Consider the following 24,082-nt stretch of genomic DNA (forward strand, 5'->3'; position numbering starts at 1 on the left):
TCGGTCATCTGACGCTCGACCTCACCAAGCGATACCAAGGCAAACTGCACGACGCAGCCTAAAATGTGTCTCGCATGTATCTAGACACATCTGTGCCACATGTATCTAGACAGCACAGAGGGCCCGCACGCCGAAAAGACTCACGAGGCGCGTAGCGCCCTTACTGCCGCCAGAGCAGAGTCGTCTCGAAGTTCGAGATGATTGCGGTCCACCATCTCGATGAGGGCGTCGGAGGCCAAGGATAGGTGTCAGGCAGAGAGCAGCGCTAGAGCAGGGCAACGACCGAAGATCGGAATTGCCTTGGCTTCGGCGAGGTAGGGGATTCCTTCGGTGTGGCCGGTGCCGCGTCGGTGTCCCAACATTCGGGATGCGACGCGATGGTGCGTCTTGCGCCAACGCAGCACCGATTTCTCGAACTGTTGCATTGCACTGTGGAGGGATTCGCGCACGCTCACGGTGAGGCGATCGGTCGAGGATGCAACAGCGTCGTCGACCGTGCGCTGTCCGACAAGAATCCGACCGCGGACGGACGGAACCGATAGATACGCCGGTGAGTCGATGCGACTGAGTTCCGGTGTTCGACAGAGGCTTTCGACGATCTTGTAGTTTCGCGACTGAATTGCACTTGCGCCATCGGTGTACTCGCGGAACTTCAGAAATGCCACCGGCTGCATCGTGGCAACTATCGAAAAGAGCAGTGACGTATCACGGAACAACTGTTCGGCCGATGCGAGTGCGTGGGTAGCGCGTTCTCCCATGCCGAGCGATAAGGCCTGAATTGCGTTGGCCAGATTCACCGCGACTGCCGCGAATGTTGCTTCGTAAGACTGCAATACGCGAATGAACAGGTATTCGTCGTGCACCAGACTGACGGGCAGAATGCTCAGCCGCAACGTCAGCCGCTCGGCCACGGACAGGTCGTCGCGAACCACGGCACACAGCTGGCGGGCCGGGTCGAGTGTGTTCGAAGTATCGGGCGCGTCGAAGGCTATGCCGAGTCGAGCCATTGCCGGACGTGCGATGCGCATGCCGAGGCGGCACCTTTTGGTAACTGTGCGCAGATCCGGTCGAAGTACAGGTAGACGATCGTCGGTGCCGTCGAGCGCCGAGAGTTCGAAATGCATGATGTCGGTGACCAATTGCAGAACCAGACGAACACTGTTTCTCGTCGCCGATACAGGGCACCGATCGGTGTCTGTGGCAGGCAACGCCAGCAGGTCGAGCGCAAGGTAACTCGGGTTGTCGAAACGTCCGTCGAACTTGTCGAGGGCAACGCCGAGAAACCGAGTGAGTGTGCCGTCGCCGGCAATCGAACCTTCGCGAACTCGCGAACGTGCCTGGTCGAGAGCCTCGAGAACATCCTTGCCGACCGAATGCTTTCCGCCGCTGTGAAACGTTGCGACGACGGCATCGTACGGGAACGTGTCGGAATTCGGCTCGCGTAGCCACGTCCTGAGTTCGTTCACGGGACAACACTCCTGATCGCCTGGGTAGCACCAATGGTCGGTGCAGGCGAGCGGGGCGAGAAGGGCCCCAAGGGTTGGTTGTCGTCCCACCTTGGCGGCGGACCAGCTTTACACCCGACTACATCGGGCGAAGGTCGATCATCTTCCGCAGCCGCTGCTTGCCCCGCTCCAAGCGTCGCGCTTCGTAGGCAATGGGGAAGTAGCGCAAGCGTTCCGGCAGCAAGGGCACCCCGCGGGCGACGGCCCAGCCGAGGGCGCGCAGTTTGCGTTCGTCCGTCGCCGTCCATTCGATCCCGAGTTTGCGACGGGCGACCTCGGGTGTGGTTCCGACGGTCGCGAGATATTGCATTTTGCCGACGGGTGCGGTGAGGGCAGTCCACAGCGGTCTGAATGCTCGCGGCAGTTGCGGCGGTGCGGGCAACTGCGCAGACAGCCGTAGAAAGTCCTTGGTGACGGCTGTCGCCTTCAGGTCGTGTGCGACGACATCGTCGAAGTAGACGACGAAATCTGCGTAGGTCGCTGGGATTTCCTTCTCGGCGACTTTGAAGTTGCGCATCAACTGCACGGTCTCCTGGTAGTACGCCTCCTTCTCGGCGTACGTAAGAGGTTGCTTGGCAAAGTATTTCGCGCCCTCGCAGAAGGCGTAGGTCCCCGTGTGCAGCACCCATGCCCACGGTTTGGTCGACAGCGCTGTGTGTCGGACGCCATGAGCGTCAACCGAATTCAGGTGCTTGTGCATCTCGCGCAGGCGGTCGGCCTCCGCGATCGCCTCGTCGCCGCCGTATACCCACATCATCACCGACGCGATGCTGCGCGCTGCCCGGCCGAGCGGGTCGGTCCGAAACGTCGAATGTTCGTCGACGACGGTCGAGATGGTGGGTTCCATCGTCTGCAGCAGAAACGCTGTCCCGGCAGTCAGCGAGAAGGAGACGAGCCCGGTTTCGTCCCACATCCGCGTCCCCGGCTCGATGGGACGCCGCGAAGGATGGGCGCTTGGCTTGATCTCGGCTACTGCTCGGGTCACGACGGCGATCTCCCTCGACGGTGAAAGAGTTATGCGATAACTCTCTCACTGTATCGCGAACCGTGCTGAGTAGCCAGGGCCGCCCCGACCCGAACGAATCGGATCGAGGCGGCAGTCAGCGCTGGATCAGGGATTCATCTCGTAGGTGTTCGCGTGTGCGCGAGCCTGCGCCCACACCTTCTCGAAGCGATCGGAGTCAGCGACCGGACGCTGGATGGCTTTCAGCGCACCCGCGTATTGGGCCGGCGTTGCCGTCGGCTTGGCGGACAAAGCCAGCGCGTGCGTCGAGAAATCGCGAACGAAGACGTCGAAGATCTGATCGACGACGGCGTCGTCGGTGCCTGCGATCGCGGCCTGTTCCAGGACCAGCTCGGCAAACGGGATCAACGAGAACATTTCGCCGAACGACAACAGGAAATCGAGGTCAGCGCGCTGCGACTTCGACGGCGGTGCACTACCGAGCAGCGCCTGCAGTGCGTCGATCTGCTCGACGAACTTGCCGACGTTGGGCAGATGAGCAGCCTTCTCGAAAGTCGGCCGCCAGTCGTGGAACTTGACCTTGAACAAGCCCTTCGTCGGTCCCTGTTCGAACAGGAACTTGTCGTCCGCGAAATCGCGACGGGTAGGCACGGGTGCGAACGCCGACTTCGCGGGCCGCAGGCGGTTCACAACCGGTCCGGCGGAGCGAATTGCCCTGCGGGAGAGCGAGAATGCTGTCCGGAACGCCCCGTCGGAAATGCGGCTCTGCTCCGCCTTCTTCGGATCGCGAAGGCCGAGCAGTGCCAAGCTGGTGTCGGCCGGGTTGAAGAGGTAGTTCGGCATGAACTTCAACGCCAGCGCCAAGTTGATGTGGACCGTGCCCTCGAGCTTGGGCAAGCCCATGATGCCGAGCGCGCCCATCTGGAAATAGGTGTCCTTCTCGAAGCCGCGCGCGGAGATGATGTCGAACATGTCCTCGATCGCCTTGAGCCCCTGACGAGTGACCGTCATCTTTTCGATCGAGTTGTAGAGCACGTAACGACGATCGTCGATCGACGCCGACCGCATGTAGTCGATCGAACGCTCGCTGTAGAGCTTCATGGCGAGCAGTCGAGCGTAGCTGTCGGTGAACAGCCGCCGAACCTGGGCGAAGTCGGTGACCTTCGTGTCGAAGAGGACGCGGTTCTCGGCGTGGGTGAGTGCCTCGTAGAACGAGTGCTCGACGATGCCGATCGCACCGAAACCGAGGTTGAACTTGCCGACGTTGACGGTGTTGATCGCCGCATCGAAGGCTGCCTGCCCGGTGTGCAGGATGTCCTTCTTCGCGACGGGGTACTTCTCCAGATCGAATGCCGCGACGTACATCTGAGATGCGACGACGTTGTCCCGCAGTTTGTAGGCCTTGTGCTGGCTGTCGGCGACGAAGAAGACGTAGCCCTCCGGACCTTTGATCCCCTCGATGCGGCCGAACACCGAGACCATGCCCGCAAGGTTGCCGTTGCCGATGTAGTACTTGCCGCCGGTCGCCGAGTAGCCGCCGCGCGAGTTCGGGGTCAACACCATGTCGGTCTGGTAGATGTCGGCGCCGTGCTCCTTTTCGGAGAGGCCGAAGGCGAAGATTGCGCCCGAATCGAGCAGGTCGGCAGCCTTACGCTTGGCGTCTGCGTTGCTGGACTGCCAGATGGGCCCCAGGCCGAGGATGCTGACCTGCCAGACGTACCAGTACTGGATCCCGTAGAACCCGAGAATCTTGCTCATCATCGCGATACGCGCTGTGTCCCAACGCTTGTCGGCGTCGCCCGCCGCCTCGGCAGCCGGTGTCAGCAGTGTTGCGAACACCCGCTCGCGCTTGACGAAGTCGAGGAAGTCGGCGTACCAGACGCGCTCGCGGTCGTCTTCGAGGAGCTGGCGTTTGCCGAGCGTTTCGAAGTAATCGATCGTCGCTTCGAAGATGCGGCGGGTCGGTGCGTCGAACTCGGAGAAGTCTGGCCTACGCGGATTGAACAGGGCGGTCATCGGTGTCCTTCGGATCGATACGGGGTCCGGGTTTGGCAACAATTATTCAGGAATGTAGCATTATTATTCATGAGTGTAGAAACTTCGGATCGGCGTGCGCGGGCAGCGCATCTCGGACCGGAAAAGCGACGTCCGCAGGTGCTCGACGCTGCCTTGGCGATTGCGGTGGAGCAGGGGGTCGCCGCAGTCACCATCGGCGCCGTCGCAGATCGGATGGAGGTCACTCGTCCGGTCGTCTACTCGTGCTTCACCGATCGTGTGTCACTCATCGAAGCGATGCTGCGTCGTGAAGAGCAGAACCTGATCTCCGGCGCGATCGCCGCACTTCCGCGCGGCCGCGCCGATGCAGACGCGCAAGTTTTCGTCGACGGTTTCCGCGCACTGCTCGACACCGTCGCTGCGCGCACCGATTCCTGGCGCATCGTCTTCGATGCCGATCCGGACCCCGCCGTCGCCGACAAGTTCGGCCGCGGTCGTTCTGTGGTCGCGGACTTTTTCACGCGCCGCATTCGGCCGACTCTCGAACTGTGGGGAACGGTCGACATCGAGCGCAAACTGCCCGTGCTCGTCGAGCACTTCATGTCATCGAGCGAGGGCGCGGTGCGCTCGTTACTTGCTGACGAAAATGATTGGACACCAGCAGAACTCGCCGAATTTATCGGCAACGCCGTCTACCGCGCCTTTCGGCACGCGTGACTTCTTCAACATCGAGAGACCTCAACGAGGAGGAAACAAAAATGAGCGGTGCACACGAGATCGCCAAACGCGGCTGGCCGTTCGACCCGACGCAGCGTCGACAGGACTATGGATTCTTCGGGCCGGACTCGCCGACCTGGAAGGTCTGGACCGCTCCGACGGCGCTGATCGGATTCCAGCGCTCCGTCGTGCTCGAACATTTCGATCCGTTTCTCGCCGCCGCGGTCGCAGACGAGCAAGGCATCTACACCGACCCGAAGGGCCGCCTCGACGGCACACTCTCGTACTTCTTGATCGCCGCGATCGGTGACAGCCGCTCCGCGATCCAGACGTCGGAGATGTTGCAGCGCGTCCACGCGAGGGCGACAGGCATCGAGCCGATCAGTGGAAAGCGCTACAGCGCAAATGATCCCGCGTCACAGCTGTGGATTCACGTCACCGGTTGGCATTCGGTGCTCAAGTGCTACGAGCTGTACGGACCCGGCCCGCTGAGCCCTGAAGAGGAAGCGCAGTACTGGCGCGAATGTGTGGTCGCCGCAGAACTGCAGACCTGCAAGGCGTCCGATGTCCCGTCGTCTCGCGACGAGGTCCGCGCATACTTCGCGCAGATGCGACCCCAGCTGTGCTCGTCCGAGCATGCGCACAAAGCGATGCACTACCTACTGCGCACTCCCTACGCCAACGGCAAACTGGCGTTCTGGGGGTTGAGCCGACTCCTTGCGCCTGCCACCATCGCCTCGCTACCGAAATGGATGCGCGAACTCGGCGACTTCGATCAGCCAGGTCTCGTCGACCGCGGCTTCAAACCTCTCGTCAGCACCGCGGTCAAATTGTCGAGCAGCCCCACGATCGAACTCGCAGTGATCAAATCGGTGCTGCCGATGACACATTCGGTGCTCCGCCAGAATTACGAGGGTGCGCCGCCGTTACGCGCGACGACGGTCACGCCCGAGCAGGCTAGGGCGCTGTACGGCAAACGCGCAGTGGCCGTGGAAGACTCGGCGACTGCCTAGGCTACGACGGACTCCTGGCGGCGGAGCAGTCGCAACATGACCGCCGCCGGGAGGTACATCAGCACGCCGTAGATCGCTGGCGGGATCGCCATTTCGTCGTTGCCGATCACCGAGATCGCGATGGTGATCGCCAGCGTCGAGTTGTGAATACCGATCTCGAAGCCCGACGCAATTGCCTGGCGGCGTTGTACGCCTGCAAGTTTCGGAATCCAGTAGCCGATTGCGAGACTCAGCGAGCACAACAGCAACGCGACTGCGCCGATCGTGAGAACGTGCTCGGACAGCGCCTCGAAATTGCCGATCAGGGCGAGTACGACAACGATGACGAGGATCGCGACCGATGCGATCTTCACCGGCCGTTCCATCCGTGCAGCGAAAGCCGAATACCGTGCGTGCACGAACATTCCGATGGCAACGGGGACGAGCACGATCGCAAAAACCTGCAGCATCTTCTGCGGCTGCAAGCCGATGTTCTCGTCGCCGTCCAGGAAGTATGCGACCGAAAGTCCGACGATGAGCGGCAGGGTGACGACGGCGAGCACGGAATTGATCGCCGTCAGCGTGATGTTCAATGCGACGTCACCGCCTGCCAGGTGGCTGAACAGGTTCGCCGTCGTTCCACCAGGAGCAGCCGCGAGCAGCATCATGCCGACAGCGAGTTCGTTGGGTAGCGCAAACAACAGAACGAGGCCGAAGCAGATCGCCGGCAGAACGAGTATCTGGACGGCCAGCGCGATGATCGCTGCCTTCGGTACCTTCGCGACTCGCTTGAAGTCGGCGATCGTCAGGGTGAGGCCGAGGCCGAACATGATGACGGCCAACGCGAGGGGCAAAAAGATCGTGACGACGGGCGAATCGATCTGACTTGCTGCGAGGGTCATGTCCGAATTGAACCGTATGGGTAAAACTGAGACGCACGCGACCCACAATTTCCAGGAAGGGTTCTCGCCAGCAATCAAACTATTGCTCGTTGGAACACATCGATAATAAAAGCGTCATCGACCGGTCGTACGTTCCCAACATGGCGATCGATACGGATACTCCCTACAGCGAGACGGCGCGACCGGCCACCCGGACCCGGTGGTATCGGTCGCTGTTCGTGCAGCTGCTCGTCGCGATAGTCGGCGGCATCGCGATCGGCTGGATCTGGCCGGACTTCGGAGCCGACCTCAAACCGCTGGCAGACGGCTTCATCAAGCTCATCAAGATGCTGATCGCGCCGATCATCTTCTGCACGGTCGTGCTCGGCATCGCACATGTCGGTGATCTGAAGTCGGTCGGCCGGATCGGCGTAAAGGCGTTGATCTACTTCGAGGCCGTGACGACCTTCGCCCTGCTGTTCGGGTTGCTGATCGGGAATCTGTTCGGACCCGGATCAGGATTCCGGATCGATCCGCAAACTCTCGCGAACGGAGCCGAAGCCGTCGAGAAGAAGACGAACAGCGGCGAACTCCCTCACACCGTCGACTTTCTCCTCAACATAATCCCGACCTCGATCATCTCCGCATTCGCCGAGAACGCCTTACTGCAGGTGTTGTTCTTCGCCGTGCTGTTCGGTTTGGCTCTCGCTAAATTCGGTGAGAAGGGTCCGCCGATCGTGTTCGAGTTGATCGATCACTTCAGCCAGATCTTCTTCGTCATCATCGGCTGGGTTATGCGTCTGGCACCTATCGGAGCCTTCGGCGCGATGGCGTACATCATCGGCCAGTACGGAATCTCGTCGCTCGGAAGCTACGGCAAATTGATTCTGTGCTGCTACCTCGCCGCAGTACTTTTCATCGGAATTCTCGGTGGTATCGCGTGGATCTTCGCAGGCGTCAACCTGTGGAAGTTTGTGCGCTACATCAAGGACGAGCTGTTCATCGCGCTCGGCACGGCGTCGACGGAGGTGGTGCTCCCGCGCATCATGGCGAAACTGACGAACGCCGGATGTAGCCGGACGACGACGGGCCTCGTTGTGCCGACGGGCTATTCGTTCAATCTCGACGGTGCCACGCTGTACCTGTCCATCTGCGTACTGTTTCTCGCGCAGGCTCTCGGTGTCGATCTGACGCTCGGCGAACAGATCACGGCCGTCCTCATTCTGATGCTGACATCGAAAGGAATGGCGGGCGTTCCCGGATCGTCGTTTCTCGCGCTGTCGGCGACCGTAGCGGCAATCGGCCACGGTGCGATCCCCGTTGCCGCAGTTGCACTGCTGCTCGGCGCCGATCGGATCATGGATTCGATGCGGGTTTCGGTCAACCTGCTCGGCAACTGTGTCGCCACCTTCGTCGTCGCGAACTGGGAAGGTCAACTCGACAAGGAACGTATGCGTGCCGTACTCAACGGCGACGACGTCGAACCGTTGGACGACGACGAACTCGTGAGCGAGAAGGTTGCTGCTCGATCGACGTGAGTTGGATAGCATCGCCACATGAGACTGGCGCATGACATCTCCGGTTCGGGTCCGACGCTGGTTCTCGTCCACGGGGTCACTCACCGTCGGCAGGGCTGGGACGTGCTGCTCGACCGACTGACGCCGTACCGACGCGTGGTGACGGTCGACCTGCCAGGCCATGGAGAGTCGCCCGCGGTCGGGCAGCCTCCCAACATGCTCGAGTACCTGACCGACGAGTTGAGTGCGTTCGTCGCTGAAGTCACGCCGGAAGGCGAACGCGCGCACATCGCAGGCAACTCGCTGGGTGGCTGGCTCTCGCTGGCGCTTGCGGCTCGCGGCGAGGTTGTCTCCGCGACGGCGCTGTCACCCGCAGGTTTCTTCGTCAACAGGCTCGATCAGAAGCGTGCACGCGCGACATTCGTTTCGATTCGAACGATTGCCAAGATCACGGGTGAACGGCTGCCGCAAGCGTTGCAATTCAAGCCAATTCGTTATGCGGCGTTGGCGCCGTTCTTCGCGAAGCCAAGTCGGATCTCCTACGAGGACGCGTTGGTCGACAGTCGATCTCTGATGGCGAACGAGGTACTCGATCCGCTTGGGCCGCTGCCGTTCGTGCTCCCGGCTGTCGTCGATCCTGCCATCCCGGTAACGGTGGCGTGGGGCCGACGGGATCTGGTGCTGCCGGTCTATCAGGCTCGTCGTGTGCTCGCACAATTCCCTGCTGCGCAACTGTCCGTCTTGCCGCGGCTCGGCCACGTTCCGATGTCCGACGATCCGGCGCTGATCGCCAAGATCCTGCTCGACGGAAGTTCCGCCGCATCGTCGACTACGAAGACGGCGTGATCCGGATCGGCGTCAGGTGCCGGACTGTTTCCGAACAAGGCTTGCGCCCGAAAAGATAGTGCCTTCTGCGACATTGAGGTCGATCCCGTCGATCACCGTCGTGTCGCCGTACGACTTCCGCACGTGCGGTCCGCGAGGAGCAGGGCTCAGGCGCGACGAATTACTATGTCGCCGAAACTTGTTCGGGCAAGGACTTCCAGCCTCTCGTCGTTCGGATCGGGGGTGTCGGCCGCGGTCATCGAGTTGTGGACCTCGCCATACTTGGTCTGCACGTCGAGCCAGGCCGCTGCCCCTTTACCGATACCGATTTCGAGGTTGCCGAAGGCGGTTTCCAGGGCGACGGAACCGCGCGTCGCTTCCCCGACGCGTATGGTGCCGTTGGCCGTTTTGGCGCTGACGTCGGACTCTGTACGGTCGATCGAGATGTCGCCGTTGGCGGCGTTGACACGCAGATTGCCGGTGACATCGCCGATCCAGGTATCGCCGTTGGAGTTCTTGACTACAGCTATGCCCGCGATCTCGGTCACGCGGATCTCTCCGGTTCCGTTGCTGATGTTTGCGCGACCTCCGATCTTTCCGACGACGAGATCGCCTGTGGCTGTGGTTAATTGCGCGGAGTCGACGCTATCGACGCGGATATCTCCGGTCGCGGTTTTGAACCTTGCGTCGCCGAGCGTGCCGGTGGTGTCGAAATTGGCGACAGCGGCATCCGCCTTCACCTGTGATCCCGTCGGGAGGTCGATGGTTATGTCGACCGAGCCGCCGTCGTTGAAGAAGCTGTGTCTGCGCCAGTTCTTCGGCGCGGCAACGAGCAACCGGCCGTCAACGAACTCGACTCGGGTTTCGCTAGCGGCGACGACATCGGACTTCTTGGAGCTGTCACTGGGACGGACTTCGACTGCAGTGTCGTGACGATCGGTTGCATTGATGCGGATATCGCCGACGCCGACCTCGATTGTGACCGAAATGGGTTGCGGTGTAGCAAATGTAGGCATGTGGTCCTCGGATATCGTTGTGCGGGAGTTGGTCAGCGAACCCAGCCGGTGAAGCCGGCCCCGTCGCGCGGTGCCCGGCGGCGGGCACGTTGTCCACTCGAGTCGAGCGTTGCGGCAACGGATCGGACGAGCCACGCGTTGACCGACAAGCCTTCTTTGCCGGCAGCGTCTTCGACTCGGGCCTTGATGCTTTCTGGAAGGCGGAGGTTGATACGCGAGGTCGAGCCTTCGTCGGCGTCGCTCGGAGGCGACGGCGCAGGGATGCTGAGTTCGGCGTCGTCGTAGCTGCGGTCGCTCGGCGGTGCGGTGACCACGAACTCGGGGTCCACGCCCCGCAGCCGCACGGAGACCGATCCTGGCGCCAGTTCGGTGGTGATCTCGTCCGCTGCTGCAGAGAGCGCGTTCAGTAGCGCAAGTCTGGTCGCGGACTCGAGGGGTGCCGTGAGTCGCTCGGCCAACGCCGTTGCGTCGTCGCCGCCGGCTGCGGCCGCGACGACAAGCTCGCGGCGGAGGCTGTCGATGTAGGTGCTGAGGTCCATGGCGCCACTATGGCACCACTGTGGCGCCATGGCAACGCCTGATTGGCTCAGGCTAGCTCAGGTGATGCTGTTCGCCGCGAGTGCATCGAGTAATCCGTGGGTGCGAACGGCGGTTTCGGTCGGCTCTACCAGCGCAAACGCGCAGCCGATGGCACGTGCGCCACCGTCGGCCTCGTCGCTGTCGCCGACCATCAGGCAGTGCTGAGGATCGACGCCGAGACGGTCACAGGCGAGGCGAAAGATCCGCGGATCGGGTTTGGTGGCACCGATTTCGAACGACAACACGAACTCGTCCACCAGGTCGGCCCAGCCGCGTGCGGAGAATGCCGGGCGCACATCGAAGGCAATGTTGCTGACGACAGCGACGCGGATGTTGCGCGCGATCAGCAGCGCGAGGGTTGCAGCGACATCCTGGTACGGCGTCCACTGCATCGGATCGATCAGATGTGAATACAGAGCCACCGACTGCTCGTACGGGACGCCGGACGTCGTCAGTACGTTCAAGTAGGCGCTTCGATGCAACGCAGGGTCGAGGTCGCGGTTCTCCCACGCATGCCGATCGGCTTCGTCGACGTCGACGTTGAGCCCGACCGGTGCGGTCATGCGGCGCATCAGCTCGGTTCGGGTGTCGATGTCGAACGCCGTTCCGTCGTGGTCGGTGAAATGGGGCACCCACGATTCGTTCGGTTCCAGGCGAAACAGGGTTCCCGAGAAGTCGAACAGCACCGCATCGACACGGCTCTGAGCCGCAGTTGCTCCGATTCGGCTGTCCATCGATCAGTCCTTCGTGGCTTGCGAGTTCTCAGGAAAGTCGTTTTCGTGCACGTCGACGAAATGGATCTGGATATCGCGTGCTGGGCGATCAGGCATCGGCGGGCCGAGGACGGCGTCGAGCACGGCGACCGCGGCGTCGGCGAAGTGCGACCCGAGGGACCGCAGATCGTCACCGTAGGTTCCGGTGACGGATATTTCGGCGCCTGTGCAGATGGATTCGTCGAGATACAGTGCGATGGAACTGATTTCGATTGCACCGGCCCGTAGCAAGGCCTGCCGAATTGCCCGCGTGACGACGGCGTCGCTGATTCGGAGAGTGTCGTGCTCGCGTTCTGCAGGCGCAGTTGGAAAACGGGCGTCGAGCGGCGTGGTCCGTCGTGTCGTCGCACGGATCTTCGAGAGCACGGACGAACTGATGTCGACCCAGCGCGGCTCCGTCGGTGCCGCGCGCAGATTCTCGATCGCGCGACCGAGCACGGGATCGTGTTCCTGTGTCATCTCCACCTCGCCATCCGCACGCTCAATGTTGCTCGGGCTCGTTGCAAATTGCCGCGGACGGCTCCGTTCGACAACGCCATGACCTGTCCGATTTCCTCGTGTGACATCCCTTCGACTTCACGCAGCAGCCAGCACGCACGCTGTTTGTACGGTAACTCGCCAAGGGCCAAGCCGAGGTCCTCCATAAATCCGGCGTTCGTAGCGCGCGCAGCCGGATCGACGCTGCTGGCTTCGGCGGGGCGATCCAAAACCCAGTCTTCCGATGGTGTAGCTGTGCGGCGACGTTGCTGATCTATGACCTTGTGTGCGGTAATCCCGAACAGCCAGGTCCGCAAACTAGATTGAAACCGGAAGTCGGATATCGATTTCCACGCCGCAACGAGAGTGTCCTGCACGACCTCTTCTGCAGCGCCGTGGTCGTTCAGCAAAGTGGTCGCGTAGCGCAAGAGCTGGGGGCCGTAGCGGACAACGATGGCCTCGAATGCGTCTTGCTCGCCGATCGCCGCCGCGTGCACAAGAACCTTGTCCGATGCCCCGGCCCAGGCTTCTTCGTCGTCGAAGATGCGGTCGGTGCTGACCCCGTCGTTCGACACTTCCGCGAGAGTACACGCGACGATCGAACGGCGACCGATGTTGGTGTGACTCACGTTACAAAACCATTCCGTGCAGTTTTGCGAACTCGACTCGACTCACTTCTGACAAACACAGTCGAGAAGCATCGCCACCGAGGCGCGCAGCTTGCGGAGCGACCATAAAACACGTCTGGCCGAGTCTCGAAGAATGAGAGACACGGCCGAGTCCGATAACGAAAGGGATTGGCAATGACCACCACTGAGGTGCAGTCCTCGAAGACCACGAACATCGCGCAGAAGCAGGTTGCGACACAGCCTGATTCGGCTCTGGTGAGTTCGACCGGTCGCACGACGATCGCGGACACCGTTGTATCGAAGATCGCAGGCATCGCGACTCGCGAGGTCCAGGGAGTGCACAGCGTCGGCGGCGGCGTCACCCGCGCAATCGGCGCGCTGCGCGAACGGATTCCAGGTGCGCGAGTCAACCAGTCCCAGGGCGTCTCGGTCGAGGTCGGCGAGCGTCAGGCGGCTGTCGATATCGACATCGTTGCCGAGTACGGCGTGTCCATTGCCGATCTGGCAGTAGGCATTCGACGCAACGTGATCGCTGCTGTCGAGCGGATGACCGGCTTGGAGGTCACCGAGGTCAATATCGTCGTGCACGATGTCTACCTCGACGAGGGATTCGACGAGGGTCCCGAAGAGACCTCGCGAGTGCAGTGAGCGTCAACAGCACGCCCGGCCGCGACGAACCTGAACTCGCGGACACCGTCGCACACGCAGTCCTCGCGGTGGACGGCGTTGCCGAACTGCACGGTGGCATCTTCGGCGAGGCGGCAACGTATCTGCCGGGTCGCCGTGTCTCCGGAATTCGGCTGACCGATGCGGGTACCGAAATTCATGTGTCACTCGCTTTGGGAACGTCGATTCGGACGGCAGCGGACGAAATCCGCACCGCCGTGGCAGCATTGGTCCCCGGACCGGTCCACGTCATCGTCGAAGACGTGATCCGCAGTGCCGCAAGATGATCGGGACTTCTCGCAGGAGTATCGTGCGCGCCGCCGAGCGGCGGCGCGCACGCACCACCCCGATGTAGGTGGGGACGCCGAGTCGCTGTCAGCGGCGCTCGCCGCCGTCGATCGAGAGTTCGGTCAGGCTCGGCGAATCCCCACGTCTACCGCAAATATTGTTGCTGCACAATCGATTCGAACCCGGCTGCGTCGGGTTGTCAGAGTCGCGACGAAACAGGCCAAACGCGTCGGACGTCGACGCTATTTCGAAATCTAGCCAGATCCCAGGAACATTGGAGCCCCACAGTGTCGAACGCAGTCATCGGACTATTTGCTGGTCTGTTGTTGGCCATCGCGGCCGCAGCAGGAGGATTCACCGGACTGTTGTTGGCGTTGGTCCTCGGCGCCATCGGGTTCGCAGTCGGCGCGTACACCGCGGGTGACGTCGATTTGGCGTCCGTAATGCGAGGTCGCGGTCGTGATTGAGCAAGCAGAAGGCCGCACCGACGCCGGTGACCGTGGAACGCTGCGAGTCGACGATCGGGTGATCACCCGCATCGCGTCGACGGTGGCAACGTCGGTTGCCGGTGTGGTCCCGCGCGAGTCGATGCTGACGAAGGTCACCGGCCGTGGTTTTCCGCGGATATCGGCCCACGTCGATGGTGGCCACATCAGGATCGACGCCGACTTGGCAGTCACCTGGCCGGCTTCCGTTGTTGCTGTCGCAGAACAGGTTCGGGCCGACATTGCCAGCAAGGTCGGTGAGTACACGGGTATGACCGTCGACCGTGTAGACGTGACGATCAAAAGCCTGGTCCCCGCTAGCTCGGATGGGCCGGACGAACTGACAGGACGAGTGAGATGACAAGTGCGAAACCGCCCAGATCGGCTCCAGCGCTACGCCCAGCAGCGATCGGAGCCGCCCTCGCCCTCATCGCAGTCGGGGGTGTCGCAATCCGAGACACGTTGGTCGAGGCAGGCGCTGTCGCCGGCCAGCCCTGGATTGCTCCCGCTCTCGGCAGGCTCGACGGGTTGAGCGCACAGGCATGGATGGTGCCTGCAGGCATTGCCGTCGCGGTGGTCGGACTGTTGCTACTTGCCTCGGCTCTGAAGCCGCGCCGATCGACGCACACCGGTCTCGCGACGGACGGACTCTGGATTCGTCGGCACGACCTGCTCGAATTCGTAAGGCGCACAGCCAGTGACGTTTCTGGAGTCGAAAAGGTAGAGGTCCGTGGGTCGTTTCGCAAGGTGGTCATCAAAGGACGCGTTCTTTCCGATGTGGATAAGGCAGCTGTCGGTGCAGCCACCGAAGCAGCGCTCGGTCGTGAGCTGGCAGTCCTGTCGAAGCGTCCTAAGCTCGCCATCGCATTCTCGGAGGCAGCACGATGACCCGCGCGAATGTTGTCACCGATCGCGTCCTGGTCGGACTCATCGGGTTGGCGTTTATGGCGCTCGGGTCGCTGGCGGTAGCGTGGCAACTCGACTACCTGCCCGAAGATCGTCGGACGCTCGTGCTTGCCTGGGCGGTGGGCGTGGACGAACAAGCCTGGTGGGCATGGGCATTGGGCGCAGGCGGCGCAGTCGCAATAGTGCTCGGCCTCTGGTGGCTGGTCGCTCATCGACCACGTCGAGGGCTCGGTGAGGTGACCTTGCCGGCATCCAACGGCGCAGGTGCACTGCGCGTCGACCTCGACACGTTTGCTGCCGCAGCAGCCTCGACGCTCGGCACGACTCCGTCCATCGCGACCGCCCGGGGTAGGTCGCTCGCTGATCGCGGCCAACGGATCATCGAGATCTCCGCGACAGCTGCAGACAACGCCGGCCTCGCCGACGTCGTCTCCGCCGCCACGGCCCAGCAGGCAGACATCGTCGAATCGGCAACGGGCATCCCCGTCGTCACGCGGATCGCACTTCAAGCCAAACCACCACGGCGCGGCCGCACCGAGCGGTAGCGCGTACCCAAAGACAGCCCACTCGAATCGAGTGGGCACGTAGAAAGGAACACACCATGGGAATTGTCGACAAGGCCAAGAACGCCGTCGAAGACACCGTCGGCAAGGTCAAGGAAGTTGTCGGTGACGCCACCAACAACTCCGATCTCGAGGCAGAAGGCAAGAAGGACCAGGGTTCGGCCGGCATCAAGAAGGTCGGCGAGAACGTCAAGGACGTTTTCAAGAACTGACGTTCGAGGGGTCGAGCGCGGGACCGATTACCGGTCCCGCGCTCGCGGCGTTCGAACCGCCTGTGCCCGGCTGCTACGTACGCGTGTTGCAGATTCGGTGCCGAGCAGGCACTAATCGGGGAGGCCTCACGCGTTTTGTTGCAGTAAGTGCCTGCTCGGCGCCGTGGGTCGAAGGCGTTGTGGCCCAATGCTTTCACGTCGGAACCTGTCGGTGGGTGGCGATAGGATTCGATCATGCTTTCGAACCCGACACCGCAACCCGCCACCCGGGTGGACGCTGCGTTGGCGAAGATCGAAGCAGGATTTCGTGAACTGCGCGACGCCGGATTCGACGAACTCGCCACCAACCCTCAACGCGTCGTCGTCACCCAACGCCTCGAAACGATCGGGCGCACCGTCCCCGGTTTCGTCTACCCGTTGATCAACACCATCGAACGTCAATGGCGCTGTGGGGAACTCGGCGACGACAACGTCGCCAACACCCTCGCCGACGCACTGCGGATCAGCCCCAGTGAGGCCCGCACCCGGATCCGGATCGCTGATGATCTGTCCCCGCAGGTGACATTCAGCGGAGCTCGGCGCAACCCGACCTATCCTGCGACCGCTGCAGCAGTGGCCGACGGTGCGATCGGTGATGAGCATGTGAAGGTGATCCGCGAATTCTTTCGCCATGTCCGGCTCGATGTCGAGAACGAGACCGCGGAGCTTGCCGAACAGAAACTTGCCGAGCAGGCCCGTGTCCTGCGGCCCGACCAACTGCGGACCGCGGCGAACCGGATTCTCGGGTATCTGAACCCGGACGGTCCCGCAGCCGGAAGCCGAACGGGCGCGTAAACGTAGTTTCACTCTCGGCCCTCAGGGTGCGGATCTGATGACGAAAGGCAGTTTCTGCGTCGACCCGGAACTGCGTGCGTATTTGGAGGCGGCGTTCGCGAAGTACGCCAAACCAGGTGTCCTCAACCCCGCGGACGAGGCGTCGACGGTCGAGGAGGAACCGGCGGCCGAGACGGTGAAGCGGGATGATCGGTCCCTGGAAAAGCGGCAGCACGACGCACTCAAAGCGATCCTGCGCGATGCATTGGCGTCCGGAACTCTCGGCCAGCATCGGGGTCTGCCGGTGACGGTGGTGGTGACGATGACGGTGAAGGAACTCGAAGAGGCGTCCGGGACCGCGATCACCGGCGGTGGATCACTGGTGCCGATCCGCGAAGTGTTGCGGATGGCTCGCCACGCCCGGCACTACCTGGCATTGTTCGATGATGCTGGTCGTCCGATCTATCTGGGCCGGTCCAAGCGGATCGCGCAGGGTGATCAACGCCTCGTCTGTTTCGCCAAAGACAAGGGCTGTACCTTCCCGACGTGTTCACGACCAGCCAATATGTGCGCTTGTCATCATTGCCGGGAATGGGTTGCCCAACTCGGTCTCACCGATGTCGATCAGCTTGCGTTGGTGTGCGATACCCATCATCGGCTCGCCGGGGTGAAGGACACAGATTGGCACGCCATCGTCGCCGGCGCCGACCATAAATATCCTGGTCGGGTTCTGTGGGTTCCGCCGAAACATATCGATCCGACCCGAAAGCCGCGAATCAACCACTACTTCCATCCCCACGAATACTGGGACCTCGACTGACGCTGACCGGCAGAGGGATTCGCCGTGCGTCCGATGACTCGCGCCCCCGGATCGGGTGTCAGCCAAGCAGGTGTCATTCGGAAGGTGGATATATTTCGCTGCGTTCTGCTGCGACGATTGCGAGATCCCATGCAGGGGAGGGTGGTGCCCAGTCCTACATGTGGTCTCCAATCGAGGCGTCGGAATACGGAACTGATACCGCGGACTCTGCCGCCCCCATTCGGGGGTGGTGCGGATCGCCCCCCGCGCACGATGATGGGTGAACACCGTTACCGGTGCGAACGCTTCGTCGAAGAGGGGTATCCGTGCATTACCCGCTGGCAGTCACAGACTTCTTGGATCGTGCCGTCACCGTTTATCCGGACCGCATCGCGATCGTCGACGAACCGGATCAACCGGCCGATTCCTGGGGCGAGATCACCTATCGCGAAATGCATCGGCGCGCGCGGTCGCAGGCGGCAACTCTGGACGAACTCGGTATCGGGGTCGGGGCGAAAGTCGCGATCATCTCGCACAATTCGGCACGGCTACTGACCTCCTTCTTCGGCGTCTCGGGCTGGGGACGGGTCCTGGTGCCCATCAACTTTCGGCTCGCTGCTGCCGAGGTCAAATACATCGTCGAGCACTCCGAAGCCGAAGTCCTGCTGGTGGATCCAGCGTTGCGCTCGCTGTTGGACGACTCTCGAAACAAGATCGACTGCAAACACGTCTTCGTGCTCGGCGAAGACGACGACAAGATCTGGGCGAGTTCGGCCGATCCCCAGCCGTGGGAAGCGGACGAGGACGCGACCGCAACGATCAACTACACGTCCGGAACCACCGCCCGACCCAAAGGCGTCGAGATGACGCACCGCAACGAGTGGACGAACGCGACCGTGTTCGGTTGGCAATCCGGCGTGAACGACCGCGACGTCTACCTGCACACGCTGCCGATGTTCCATGCTAACGGGTGGGGCCAGCCGTTCGCCGCTACCGGTATGGGCGTCACGCACGTCGTGATTCGGCAGATCGACGGCGCCGAGATCCTGCGTCGTATCCAACGGCACGGCGTCACCTATCTCTGTGCAGCGCCCGCGGTGGTGGCGGCAGCGCTCGACGCGGCAAAAGACTGGGACGGTCCCATCCCCGGACGCGACACCGTTCGCATCATCGTTGCCGGCGCCCCGCCGCCGACACGCACGATCGAGCGCGTCCGTGACGAACTCGGGTGGGAGTTCATCCAGATCTACGGCCTCACCGAGACCGCGCCACTGCTGACGATGTCGCGGATGCGTGCGGAGTGGGACGACCTCGATCCGTCCGAGCAAGCTCGCCGACTTGGGCGTGCGGGAGCCCCGGCCATCGGCGTGCGGATCAAGATCGACGAATCCGGCGAAGTTCTGACTCAGACCAATCACAACCTGAAGTCGTACTGGCGCAATCCAGAGGCAACCGCAGAAGCGCAGGCAGACAACTGGTTTCACACCGGCGACGGTGGAACGTTCGAGGACGGCTACCTCACGATCGCTGATCGGAAGAAGGACGTCATCATCACGGGCGGCGAGAACGTGTCGTCCATCGAGGTCGAGGACGCGCTTATGCAGCACGAGGCGGTCCGCGAGGTTGCGGTCATCGGAATACCCGACGAGAAGTGGGGCGAACTTGTGACGGCGCTCGTCGTCCTCGACGGCGACGTGACCGCCGAAGATCTGATCACCCACTGCCGCAAGTACTTGGCGGGTTACAAGTGCCCCAAGCGGATCGAGTTCCGTGCCGAGCTGGTGCGCACCGCCACCGGGAAGTTGCAGAAATTCAAACTGCGGCAGCCATTTTGGGACGGGCAGGATCGTCAGATCAATTGAGTGTGCTGCTGGTGCTCCACTCGCGTGTCCCGAGCGCGGAAACCCGCGCCGACACGTCGGAAGTGGAGCGTCAGCCGTCGACCCTCGCGAAGTGATCACGCAGATGACCCGCGACGATCTCGAGTTGCTCGGCGCTGACCGAGTGTCCGGCTGCCTCGACGGTGAGGTGCCTGCCACCCGATGCGGCGGCGATGTTCTCCGACGAGATCGGCGGCGGGTAGGCGTGATCTTCGGAGCCTGCAATGGCAAGGACGGGCACCTTCGTCGATGCCAACTCGTCGACGATGGAGCGCCTGTGGATGACCTGGTGCGCCGAATCGGCAATCGAATTCGGTAGCGACAACATGTGCAGACGCCATTGCTTTGCCGCGGGCGTTTCCTCGGCGATCGAGGTGTCGCCGAACATGATGTACATCAGGATGTCGATCAATTCGGCAGGACCCTTGTCCCGTGCCGCGGCGACGACCGGCTCGAACTCCGCGAGCTTGTGCTCTTCTTCTGCCGAAGAATTGAGGGCGACCGCCGACCGCAGTAGGTCAGGCCGACGCGCGGCGAGCCGAAGGGCGACGAAACCACCCATCGAGTTGCCGACGAAGTGGCACGGTCCGAGTTCGAGCGCCTCGATCAGCGCTGCGGCGTCGTCGGTGAGGGTGTCCATGTCGAGCTGATCCAGCGGGGCACTTGCGCTTTCGCCCTGTCCGCGATGGTCGTAGGTCACGACTCGGTACTGCGGCGAGAAGTGCTCCAAGTGGTAATCGAACATCGCGCGGTTGAAGAAGAGCGAGTGGCTGAACACGACGGCGGTCGCGTCCTTCGGTCCCGCCTCGTCGTAGGCCAGTGTCGTTCCGTTCACGTCGATCGATGCCATCGTCAATCTCCTCGTGTCGTTGACATCAACGGTAGGCACTCCAGCGACGCCGGACTTCTCCCCACGCGCAGACAACACCCTCGCGCGCGCAAGCCTTCCTCGCCTACTGTGGATCGGGAGTGAGGCGGCGCGATGCGGACAGAGCAGTACACCCCCAGTCAGTACACACACAGGCGAACTTCGACGCTAGATCTCGACCCAGGTGAGCGAGCCGAGTTCTGGACCGAACATGTCCGCGAGAACCACTGCCTCTTCGACTATCGCTTTCCCGGTGGCAACGACTTTCACGGCGCGACGCAAGTCCAGCGGGCCAGAGGGTTTCAGCTGGTGGAGTTCTGGTCGGACGGCATCGACTACGTGCGGTCGATCGAGCAGATTCGCCGCGATCCCAACGACGACTACAGGTTGGTGGTCCCGTACAGGGGTGCGCTGACGATCCGCATCGACGACGGTTCGATCACGCTCGGTCCCGGCACTGCAGGACTCATCTCGACGCGAACGCCCTTCGAACTTCTGCATGGCCGGGCTGTGCAGGCATTGGTCCTGACTATTCCCGCCGCGACAGCCGACCGCACACACGGGTTCGAGCCCGCCGCGCAAACGCTGGATCTGCGCGCCGGACTCGGCGTTGTGCTCGGCTCGATGATTCGCACGCTCGCGGACGAGCGGGGTCACTTCGCGGCGCACGACTTCGAGATCGCATGTGAGCACATCGTTGAGTTGTCGTCCGCACTGACCAGCAGAATCCAGGAGTCGGGAGCTGATACGGGACTAGCTGCGGTCGAGTCGTCCGTGCGCAGGCATGTGCGGCTCAACTCGGACGTGCCAACCCTCAACGGTGGGGTGATCGCGCGCGAACTCGGGTGGTCGCTTCGACAGGTTCAGTTGGCTTTGCAGCGGGCAGGCACAACGCCGCGTGAGTTGATCCGTGAGGAAAGACTTCGGCAGGCCCGGCGACGCCTCGTCGACCCAGCGCTTCGCAATCTCAGCATCGCGGAAGTTGCTTTCGCGTCCGGGTTTTCGTCACTCAGCAACTTCGGCGCCGCATTCGGCGAACGATTCGGAGCAACTCCGCGTGAAGTGCGTGGCCTGCTCGATTAGCTAGCGGACCACGGTGCTGCAGCCGGGCTGTGCGGGGGTGCCGGTCAGCCGCTCCGCGAGCCATGCGAAAGCCACGGGTTTCCCGGTCCCCGAAACGACGCTGTGGTCACCCGGCATCTCCTCCAGCCGCACCGAGGCACCGCCCGCACACCACTCGTTCTGCAGGTTCTCGGCTCCCTCCTTGGGGATCCAATAGTCCTGCAGCCCTTGGTAGATGAAGATCGGTGTGGTGGGAGCCGAGGCGCCCATACGGTTTTCGGCGATGACCTGTCGAATCAGCGGATCGGTGAAGGAGTTCTGGTCCTTGGCGAGTGCTTCGATGGGAAGCATAAAAATGCCCTGGTAGGAAAGGATATCGGCGCATTGGTCCTTGTTGACCTGCATGAGCCGCAAACCGTTCGCGTTGTACAGCCGGAGCAGTTCCGGGTATTCGCGCGCCAATCCGGTCGACGCGGCGAGGTAGAGCCCGGACCCGATCTGGCCATTGAGCGACTTGTGCAAAATGTTGTAATCGGTTGGCGGACCACCGAATGCGACTCCGACGATGTTCAGTTCGGGCGCGTAGCTCGGCGCAAGTTGTGCTGCCCAGCCGGACGCGATCGCGCCGCCGGAGTATCCGGTTATGCCGATCGGCGACGACGCGGTGAGGCCGAGTTCGCTGCGACCGACTGCCGCGCGCAACGAATCGAGCACGGTGTGGCCCGAGACGAGTCCGGCCGAGTAAGCCTGTCGTGGGCCCTGGTAGTCGGTGACGACGACGGCGAAGTTGCGGGAGAGCAGGCTCTCTATCGAGTCTTCTTCGGCGACTGTGCCTTTCGGCAGCATCGCCGATGGGGCGCAGGCATTGCCGAGCGAGTCGATTGCGATGTTGTACGAGACGACGGGGCGGGGTCCGCCGCCGGTCCATTCCGCGGTCGGGACGATGACGCTGGTGGCCGCTGCGATCGGACGATTTTTGGAATCGGTGGACCGAAATAGCAGCTGCGTCGTTGCGCTCGGAACCGCGAGACCGGGCACGGTGATGCCACGGGTTCGCAGGACCGTTCCCGGAGCGGTCGCCTCGAAGCCTGCTGTCGGTTCGAAGAACGGATCCCCAAGGGGCGTAGGAAGATACAGCGGTGGATTCGGTTTCGGATCGAGAAAGTCCGATGCGGGGTCGGCGTGTGCGGTCGCACCGGACCACGTCATAAGTGTTGCGGTGGCTGCCAACAATGCGCTTGTAAGCCAGGGCCTAGCCACCGTGCAACCACCGGTCCTTCAGTTGTCCGTGGTGTTCCCACCACTGCTCGATTGCTCTCGGGTCGGAGCCTAGCGGCGGCGGCGGCCCCTCACCCGGGAACAGGCCGATCGCGTTCGGCGCGCCGACCTTTGCTGGTAGCGGTGGTGCCGGCTGCGGTCGCGGCGCGACCGGTGCACTTGCCGGCTGTTGGGGAGCAACGGAATTCGGCACATTGTCTGCGGGCCACGGGGTTGCCGGTGCGGGCGCAACGTTCGGCTGCGTCCAGTCCGGCGTCGCGGGCGCGGCGTCGACGCGCGCGGGATCGGCGGGAGCACCTGCAGCAGGAGTCGGGACAGGTGCGGCCGGGGCAGCGGCAGCCGGGGTCGGTGCGTCGACCGACGGAGCGAGCGCCGCGAGCTGTGCCGCCGAGAGAGTCGTCGAATCAGTTCCCGCCGCGGACCCGGCGAGAAGTTGCGTAGCACCGAGGGTGCCGAGACCGACCAACGCGGCCGCTGCGGCAACGGCAACGACCCTCTTGCGGTTGGAGCGACCGGTCGTTGCGACCACTGCCGTCGGTTCTTCGGGCTCGGGTTCGGTTACCAGTTCGGGCGTGGGAGTTGCGACGACCGGTGCGACAAGCGGAGCTGCCTCGGTGCTCGCAGGCTCGGCCTCGTGGGTGTCGCGCGCGATCAGTGCTGCGCCGATCGCTTCGGCGGATTCGAGTTCCGGGGCGAGGATGACGGGAACGCCGAAGCCGAGCTCGAGAACGGGCGCAACCTCTGGTTCGTCGGCCGACGCGCCGAGCAGTACGACGGCATCTGGCTTGGCGTCGATCGAATCGAGCAGCGACCAGGCCTGGCTCACCGATGCGCCGATGGCACCGGCGTCGATGTCGCCGCCAGTTGCGGTATCGGATGCGAGGACCTCGGTGCGACCCGCGTCGACGACCGAAAGTGCTTTGTGGTCGTAGATGACCTCGTACACGAGCAGCGTGGCGTAATCGTCCAGGTCGGGCATGTCTTTCACAGTCGCAAGGAGAGCGGAATCGGCTGTCACCAGTGACGACGAACTCCATCGACCGTCGGCCAGTCGGCTTTCGATGGCAGTGCGCTCACCCGAGGTGTGGCACGAAACGACCGTTGCATCGATCTCCTCGTCGGGACCGAGTTCGGCCTCCAGCGCGTCGAGGACGGACGCTACCGCCGCGGCTGTCGCCGGGTCGGTTTCCGCGACCAGATCTCGTTCACCGCGGTTGAGCACACGGGGTGGCGAATCCGGTGAATCAGCAATGTTGTCAGCGAGCAGCACGCCACGCACTACCCCACTCTCGGTCGAAACGCCGATTGTGGCCATGTGGTCAACCTCCCGATAGGAATCCCTCGTTATGTATTCGTGACTGGTCGGTTCCCAGATGGGAGCCCGACGAGTGA

General features: G+C 62.7%; 27 protein-coding genes. 15 read left to right on the forward strand and 12 right to left on the reverse strand.

The window, feature by feature from the left end; genetic code table 11:
• Positions 1-248 precede the first annotated feature (248 nt).
• The 3 genes from JGU71_RS30365 to JGU71_RS08540 all read right to left on the reverse strand — a co-directional run bounded on the left by JGU71_RS30365 (position 249) and on the right by JGU71_RS08540 (position 4,485).
• Positions 249-1,466, reverse strand: coding sequence for a tryptophan 2,3-dioxygenase family protein (locus JGU71_RS30365; RefSeq protein ID WP_199703657.1), 1,218 nt, complete (start codon positions 1,464-1,466; stop codon positions 249-251).
• A 118-nt stretch (positions 1,467-1,584) separates the two neighbouring features.
• Positions 1,585-2,490 (reverse strand): oxygenase MpaB family protein, encoded by a 906-nt coding sequence (locus JGU71_RS08535; protein ID WP_307829565.1) that lies wholly within the window; start codon positions 2,488-2,490, stop codon positions 1,585-1,587.
• 126 nt (positions 2,491-2,616) lie between these two features.
• Positions 2,617-4,485, reverse strand: coding sequence for an acyl-CoA dehydrogenase family protein (locus tag JGU71_RS08540; protein WP_199703658.1), 1,869 nt, complete (start codon positions 4,483-4,485; stop codon positions 2,617-2,619).
• Positions 4,486-4,554: 69 nt separating this feature from the next.
• Here JGU71_RS08540 and JGU71_RS08545 point away from each other — a divergent pair, with 69 nt between their 5' ends.
• Positions 4,555-5,181 (forward strand): TetR/AcrR family transcriptional regulator, encoded by a 627-nt coding sequence (locus tag JGU71_RS08545; protein ID WP_199703659.1) that lies wholly within the window; start codon positions 4,555-4,557, stop codon positions 5,179-5,181.
• Positions 5,182-5,222: 41 nt separating this feature from the next.
• Complete coding sequence (locus JGU71_RS08550) at positions 5,223-6,194, forward strand: oxygenase MpaB family protein (protein ID WP_199703660.1); 972 nt, start codon at positions 5,223-5,225, stop codon at positions 6,192-6,194.
• Here the strand turns inward: JGU71_RS08550 and JGU71_RS08555 are convergent.
• On the reverse strand, positions 6,191-7,075 hold the full coding sequence (locus tag JGU71_RS08555; protein ID WP_233528991.1) for a bile acid:sodium symporter family protein: 885 nt from the start codon (positions 7,073-7,075) through the stop codon (positions 6,191-6,193). The two genes, JGU71_RS08550 and JGU71_RS08555, sit on opposite strands and share 4 nt — an antisense overlap.
• Before the next feature lie 140 nt (positions 7,076-7,215).
• Between JGU71_RS08555 and dctA the strand changes: the two genes are divergently transcribed.
• Both dctA and JGU71_RS08565 read left to right on the forward strand, forming a co-directional pair.
• Positions 7,216-8,592, forward strand: a complete 1,377-nt coding sequence (gene dctA / locus JGU71_RS08560) for a C4-dicarboxylate transporter DctA (protein ID WP_199703661.1) — start codon at positions 7,216-7,218, stop codon at positions 8,590-8,592.
• 18 nt (positions 8,593-8,610) lie between these two features.
• A complete protein-coding gene (locus JGU71_RS08565) occupies positions 8,611-9,417 on the forward strand; it encodes an alpha/beta fold hydrolase (protein WP_199703662.1) in 807 nt (268 codons plus the stop codon).
• 146 nt (positions 9,418-9,563) lie between these two features.
• Here the strand turns inward: JGU71_RS08565 and JGU71_RS08570 are convergent, their stop codons facing one another.
• From JGU71_RS08570 to JGU71_RS08590, 5 genes are read right to left on the reverse strand one after another with little or no spacing between them, the layout of a single operon-like run.
• A complete protein-coding gene (locus tag JGU71_RS08570) occupies positions 9,564-10,412 on the reverse strand; it encodes a DUF4097 family beta strand repeat-containing protein (protein WP_199703663.1) in 849 nt (282 codons plus the stop codon).
• 32 nt (positions 10,413-10,444) lie between these two features.
• Positions 10,445-10,951 carry a type II toxin-antitoxin system HicB family antitoxin gene (locus tag JGU71_RS08575; RefSeq protein ID WP_199703664.1) on the reverse strand — a complete coding sequence of 169 codons (507 nt, stop codon included), beginning with the start codon at positions 10,949-10,951 and terminating at the stop codon, positions 10,445-10,447.
• A gap of 57 nt (positions 10,952-11,008) precedes the next feature.
• Positions 11,009-11,725, reverse strand: a complete 717-nt coding sequence (locus JGU71_RS08580) for an HAD family hydrolase (RefSeq protein WP_199703665.1) — start codon at positions 11,723-11,725, stop codon at positions 11,009-11,011.
• Positions 11,726-11,728: 3 nt separating this feature from the next.
• Positions 11,729-12,223 (reverse strand): hypothetical protein, encoded by a 495-nt coding sequence (locus JGU71_RS08585; RefSeq protein ID WP_199703666.1) that lies wholly within the window; start codon positions 12,221-12,223, stop codon positions 11,729-11,731.
• Entirely contained in the window at positions 12,220-12,870 is a 651-nt protein-coding gene (locus JGU71_RS08590) for an RNA polymerase sigma factor (protein ID WP_307829566.1), read from the reverse strand. The genes JGU71_RS08585 and JGU71_RS08590 overlap by 4 nt, the downstream gene beginning before the upstream one ends.
• A gap of 174 nt (positions 12,871-13,044) precedes the next feature.
• On the opposite strand from JGU71_RS08590, the gene JGU71_RS08595 reads away from it, so the two are divergent.
• The 10 genes from JGU71_RS08595 (at position 13,045) to JGU71_RS08640 (ending at position 19,464) form a co-directional block, all read left to right on the forward strand.
• A complete protein-coding gene (locus JGU71_RS08595) occupies positions 13,045-13,518 on the forward strand; it encodes an Asp23/Gls24 family envelope stress response protein (protein WP_199703667.1) in 474 nt (157 codons plus the stop codon).
• Positions 13,515-13,823 (forward strand): Asp23/Gls24 family envelope stress response protein, encoded by a 309-nt coding sequence (locus JGU71_RS08600; protein ID WP_199703668.1) that lies wholly within the window; start codon positions 13,515-13,517, stop codon positions 13,821-13,823. Before JGU71_RS08595 ends, JGU71_RS08600 begins: the two co-directional genes overlap by 4 nt.
• Before the next feature lie 288 nt (positions 13,824-14,111).
• Positions 14,112-14,291: a hypothetical protein gene (locus JGU71_RS08605; RefSeq protein ID WP_199703669.1), complete on the forward strand. Its 180-nt coding sequence runs from the start codon at positions 14,112-14,114 to the stop codon at positions 14,289-14,291.
• Positions 14,284-14,670: an Asp23/Gls24 family envelope stress response protein gene (locus JGU71_RS08610; RefSeq protein ID WP_199703670.1), complete on the forward strand. Its 387-nt coding sequence runs from the start codon at positions 14,284-14,286 to the stop codon at positions 14,668-14,670. Before JGU71_RS08605 ends, JGU71_RS08610 begins: the two co-directional genes overlap by 8 nt.
• A complete protein-coding gene (locus JGU71_RS08615) occupies positions 14,667-15,197 on the forward strand; it encodes a DUF6286 domain-containing protein (protein ID WP_199703671.1) in 531 nt (176 codons plus the stop codon). Before JGU71_RS08610 ends, JGU71_RS08615 begins: the two co-directional genes overlap by 4 nt.
• On the forward strand, positions 15,194-15,760 hold the full coding sequence (locus tag JGU71_RS08620; RefSeq protein ID WP_199703672.1) for an Asp23/Gls24 family envelope stress response protein: 567 nt from the start codon (positions 15,194-15,196) through the stop codon (positions 15,758-15,760). Before JGU71_RS08615 ends, JGU71_RS08620 begins: the two co-directional genes overlap by 4 nt.
• A 56-nt stretch (positions 15,761-15,816) precedes the next feature.
• A complete protein-coding gene (locus tag JGU71_RS08625; protein ID WP_199703673.1) occupies positions 15,817-15,990 on the forward strand; it encodes a CsbD family protein in 174 nt (57 codons plus the stop codon).
• Between the two features lie 234 nt (positions 15,991-16,224).
• The gene (locus JGU71_RS30190) at positions 16,225-16,824 is read left to right on the forward strand and encodes a DUF222 domain-containing protein (RefSeq protein ID WP_199703674.1); all 600 of its coding nucleotides are present in this window, start codon (positions 16,225-16,227) and stop codon (positions 16,822-16,824) included.
• A 37-nt stretch (positions 16,825-16,861) separates the two neighbouring features.
• The gene (locus JGU71_RS30195; RefSeq protein WP_267908386.1) at positions 16,862-17,623 is read left to right on the forward strand and encodes a DUF222 domain-containing protein; all 762 of its coding nucleotides are present in this window, start codon (positions 16,862-16,864) and stop codon (positions 17,621-17,623) included.
• A 305-nt stretch (positions 17,624-17,928) separates the two neighbouring features.
• A complete protein-coding gene (locus tag JGU71_RS08640) occupies positions 17,929-19,464 on the forward strand; it encodes an AMP-binding protein (RefSeq protein WP_199703675.1) in 1,536 nt (511 codons plus the stop codon).
• A 70-nt stretch (positions 19,465-19,534) separates the two neighbouring features.
• Here JGU71_RS08640 and JGU71_RS08645 read toward each other — a convergent pair whose 3' ends face one another.
• Entirely contained in the window at positions 19,535-20,332 is a 798-nt protein-coding gene (locus tag JGU71_RS08645; RefSeq protein WP_199703676.1) for an alpha/beta fold hydrolase, read from the reverse strand.
• Positions 20,333-20,464: 132 nt separating this feature from the next.
• Between JGU71_RS08645 and JGU71_RS08650 the strand changes: the two genes are divergently transcribed.
• Positions 20,465-21,433, forward strand: a complete 969-nt coding sequence (locus JGU71_RS08650) for an AraC family transcriptional regulator (RefSeq protein WP_199703677.1) — start codon at positions 20,465-20,467, stop codon at positions 21,431-21,433.
• Here the strand turns inward: JGU71_RS08650 and JGU71_RS08655 are convergent, their stop codons facing one another.
• Together JGU71_RS08655 and JGU71_RS30200 are read right to left on the reverse strand one after the other, a co-directional pair.
• Entirely contained in the window at positions 21,434-22,642 is a 1,209-nt protein-coding gene (locus JGU71_RS08655) for a lipase family protein (protein ID WP_233528992.1), read from the reverse strand. It abuts the gene before it with no gap.
• A gap of 22 nt (positions 22,643-22,664) precedes the next feature.
• Entirely contained in the window at positions 22,665-24,005 is a 1,341-nt protein-coding gene (locus JGU71_RS30200) for a DUF7159 family protein (protein WP_199703678.1), read from the reverse strand.
• Between the last annotated feature and the right edge of the window lie 77 nt (positions 24,006-24,082).

Source organism: Antrihabitans stalagmiti (genome assembly GCF_016482825.1).
GTDB lineage: Bacteria > Actinomycetota > Actinomycetes > Mycobacteriales > Mycobacteriaceae > Antrihabitans > Antrihabitans stalagmiti.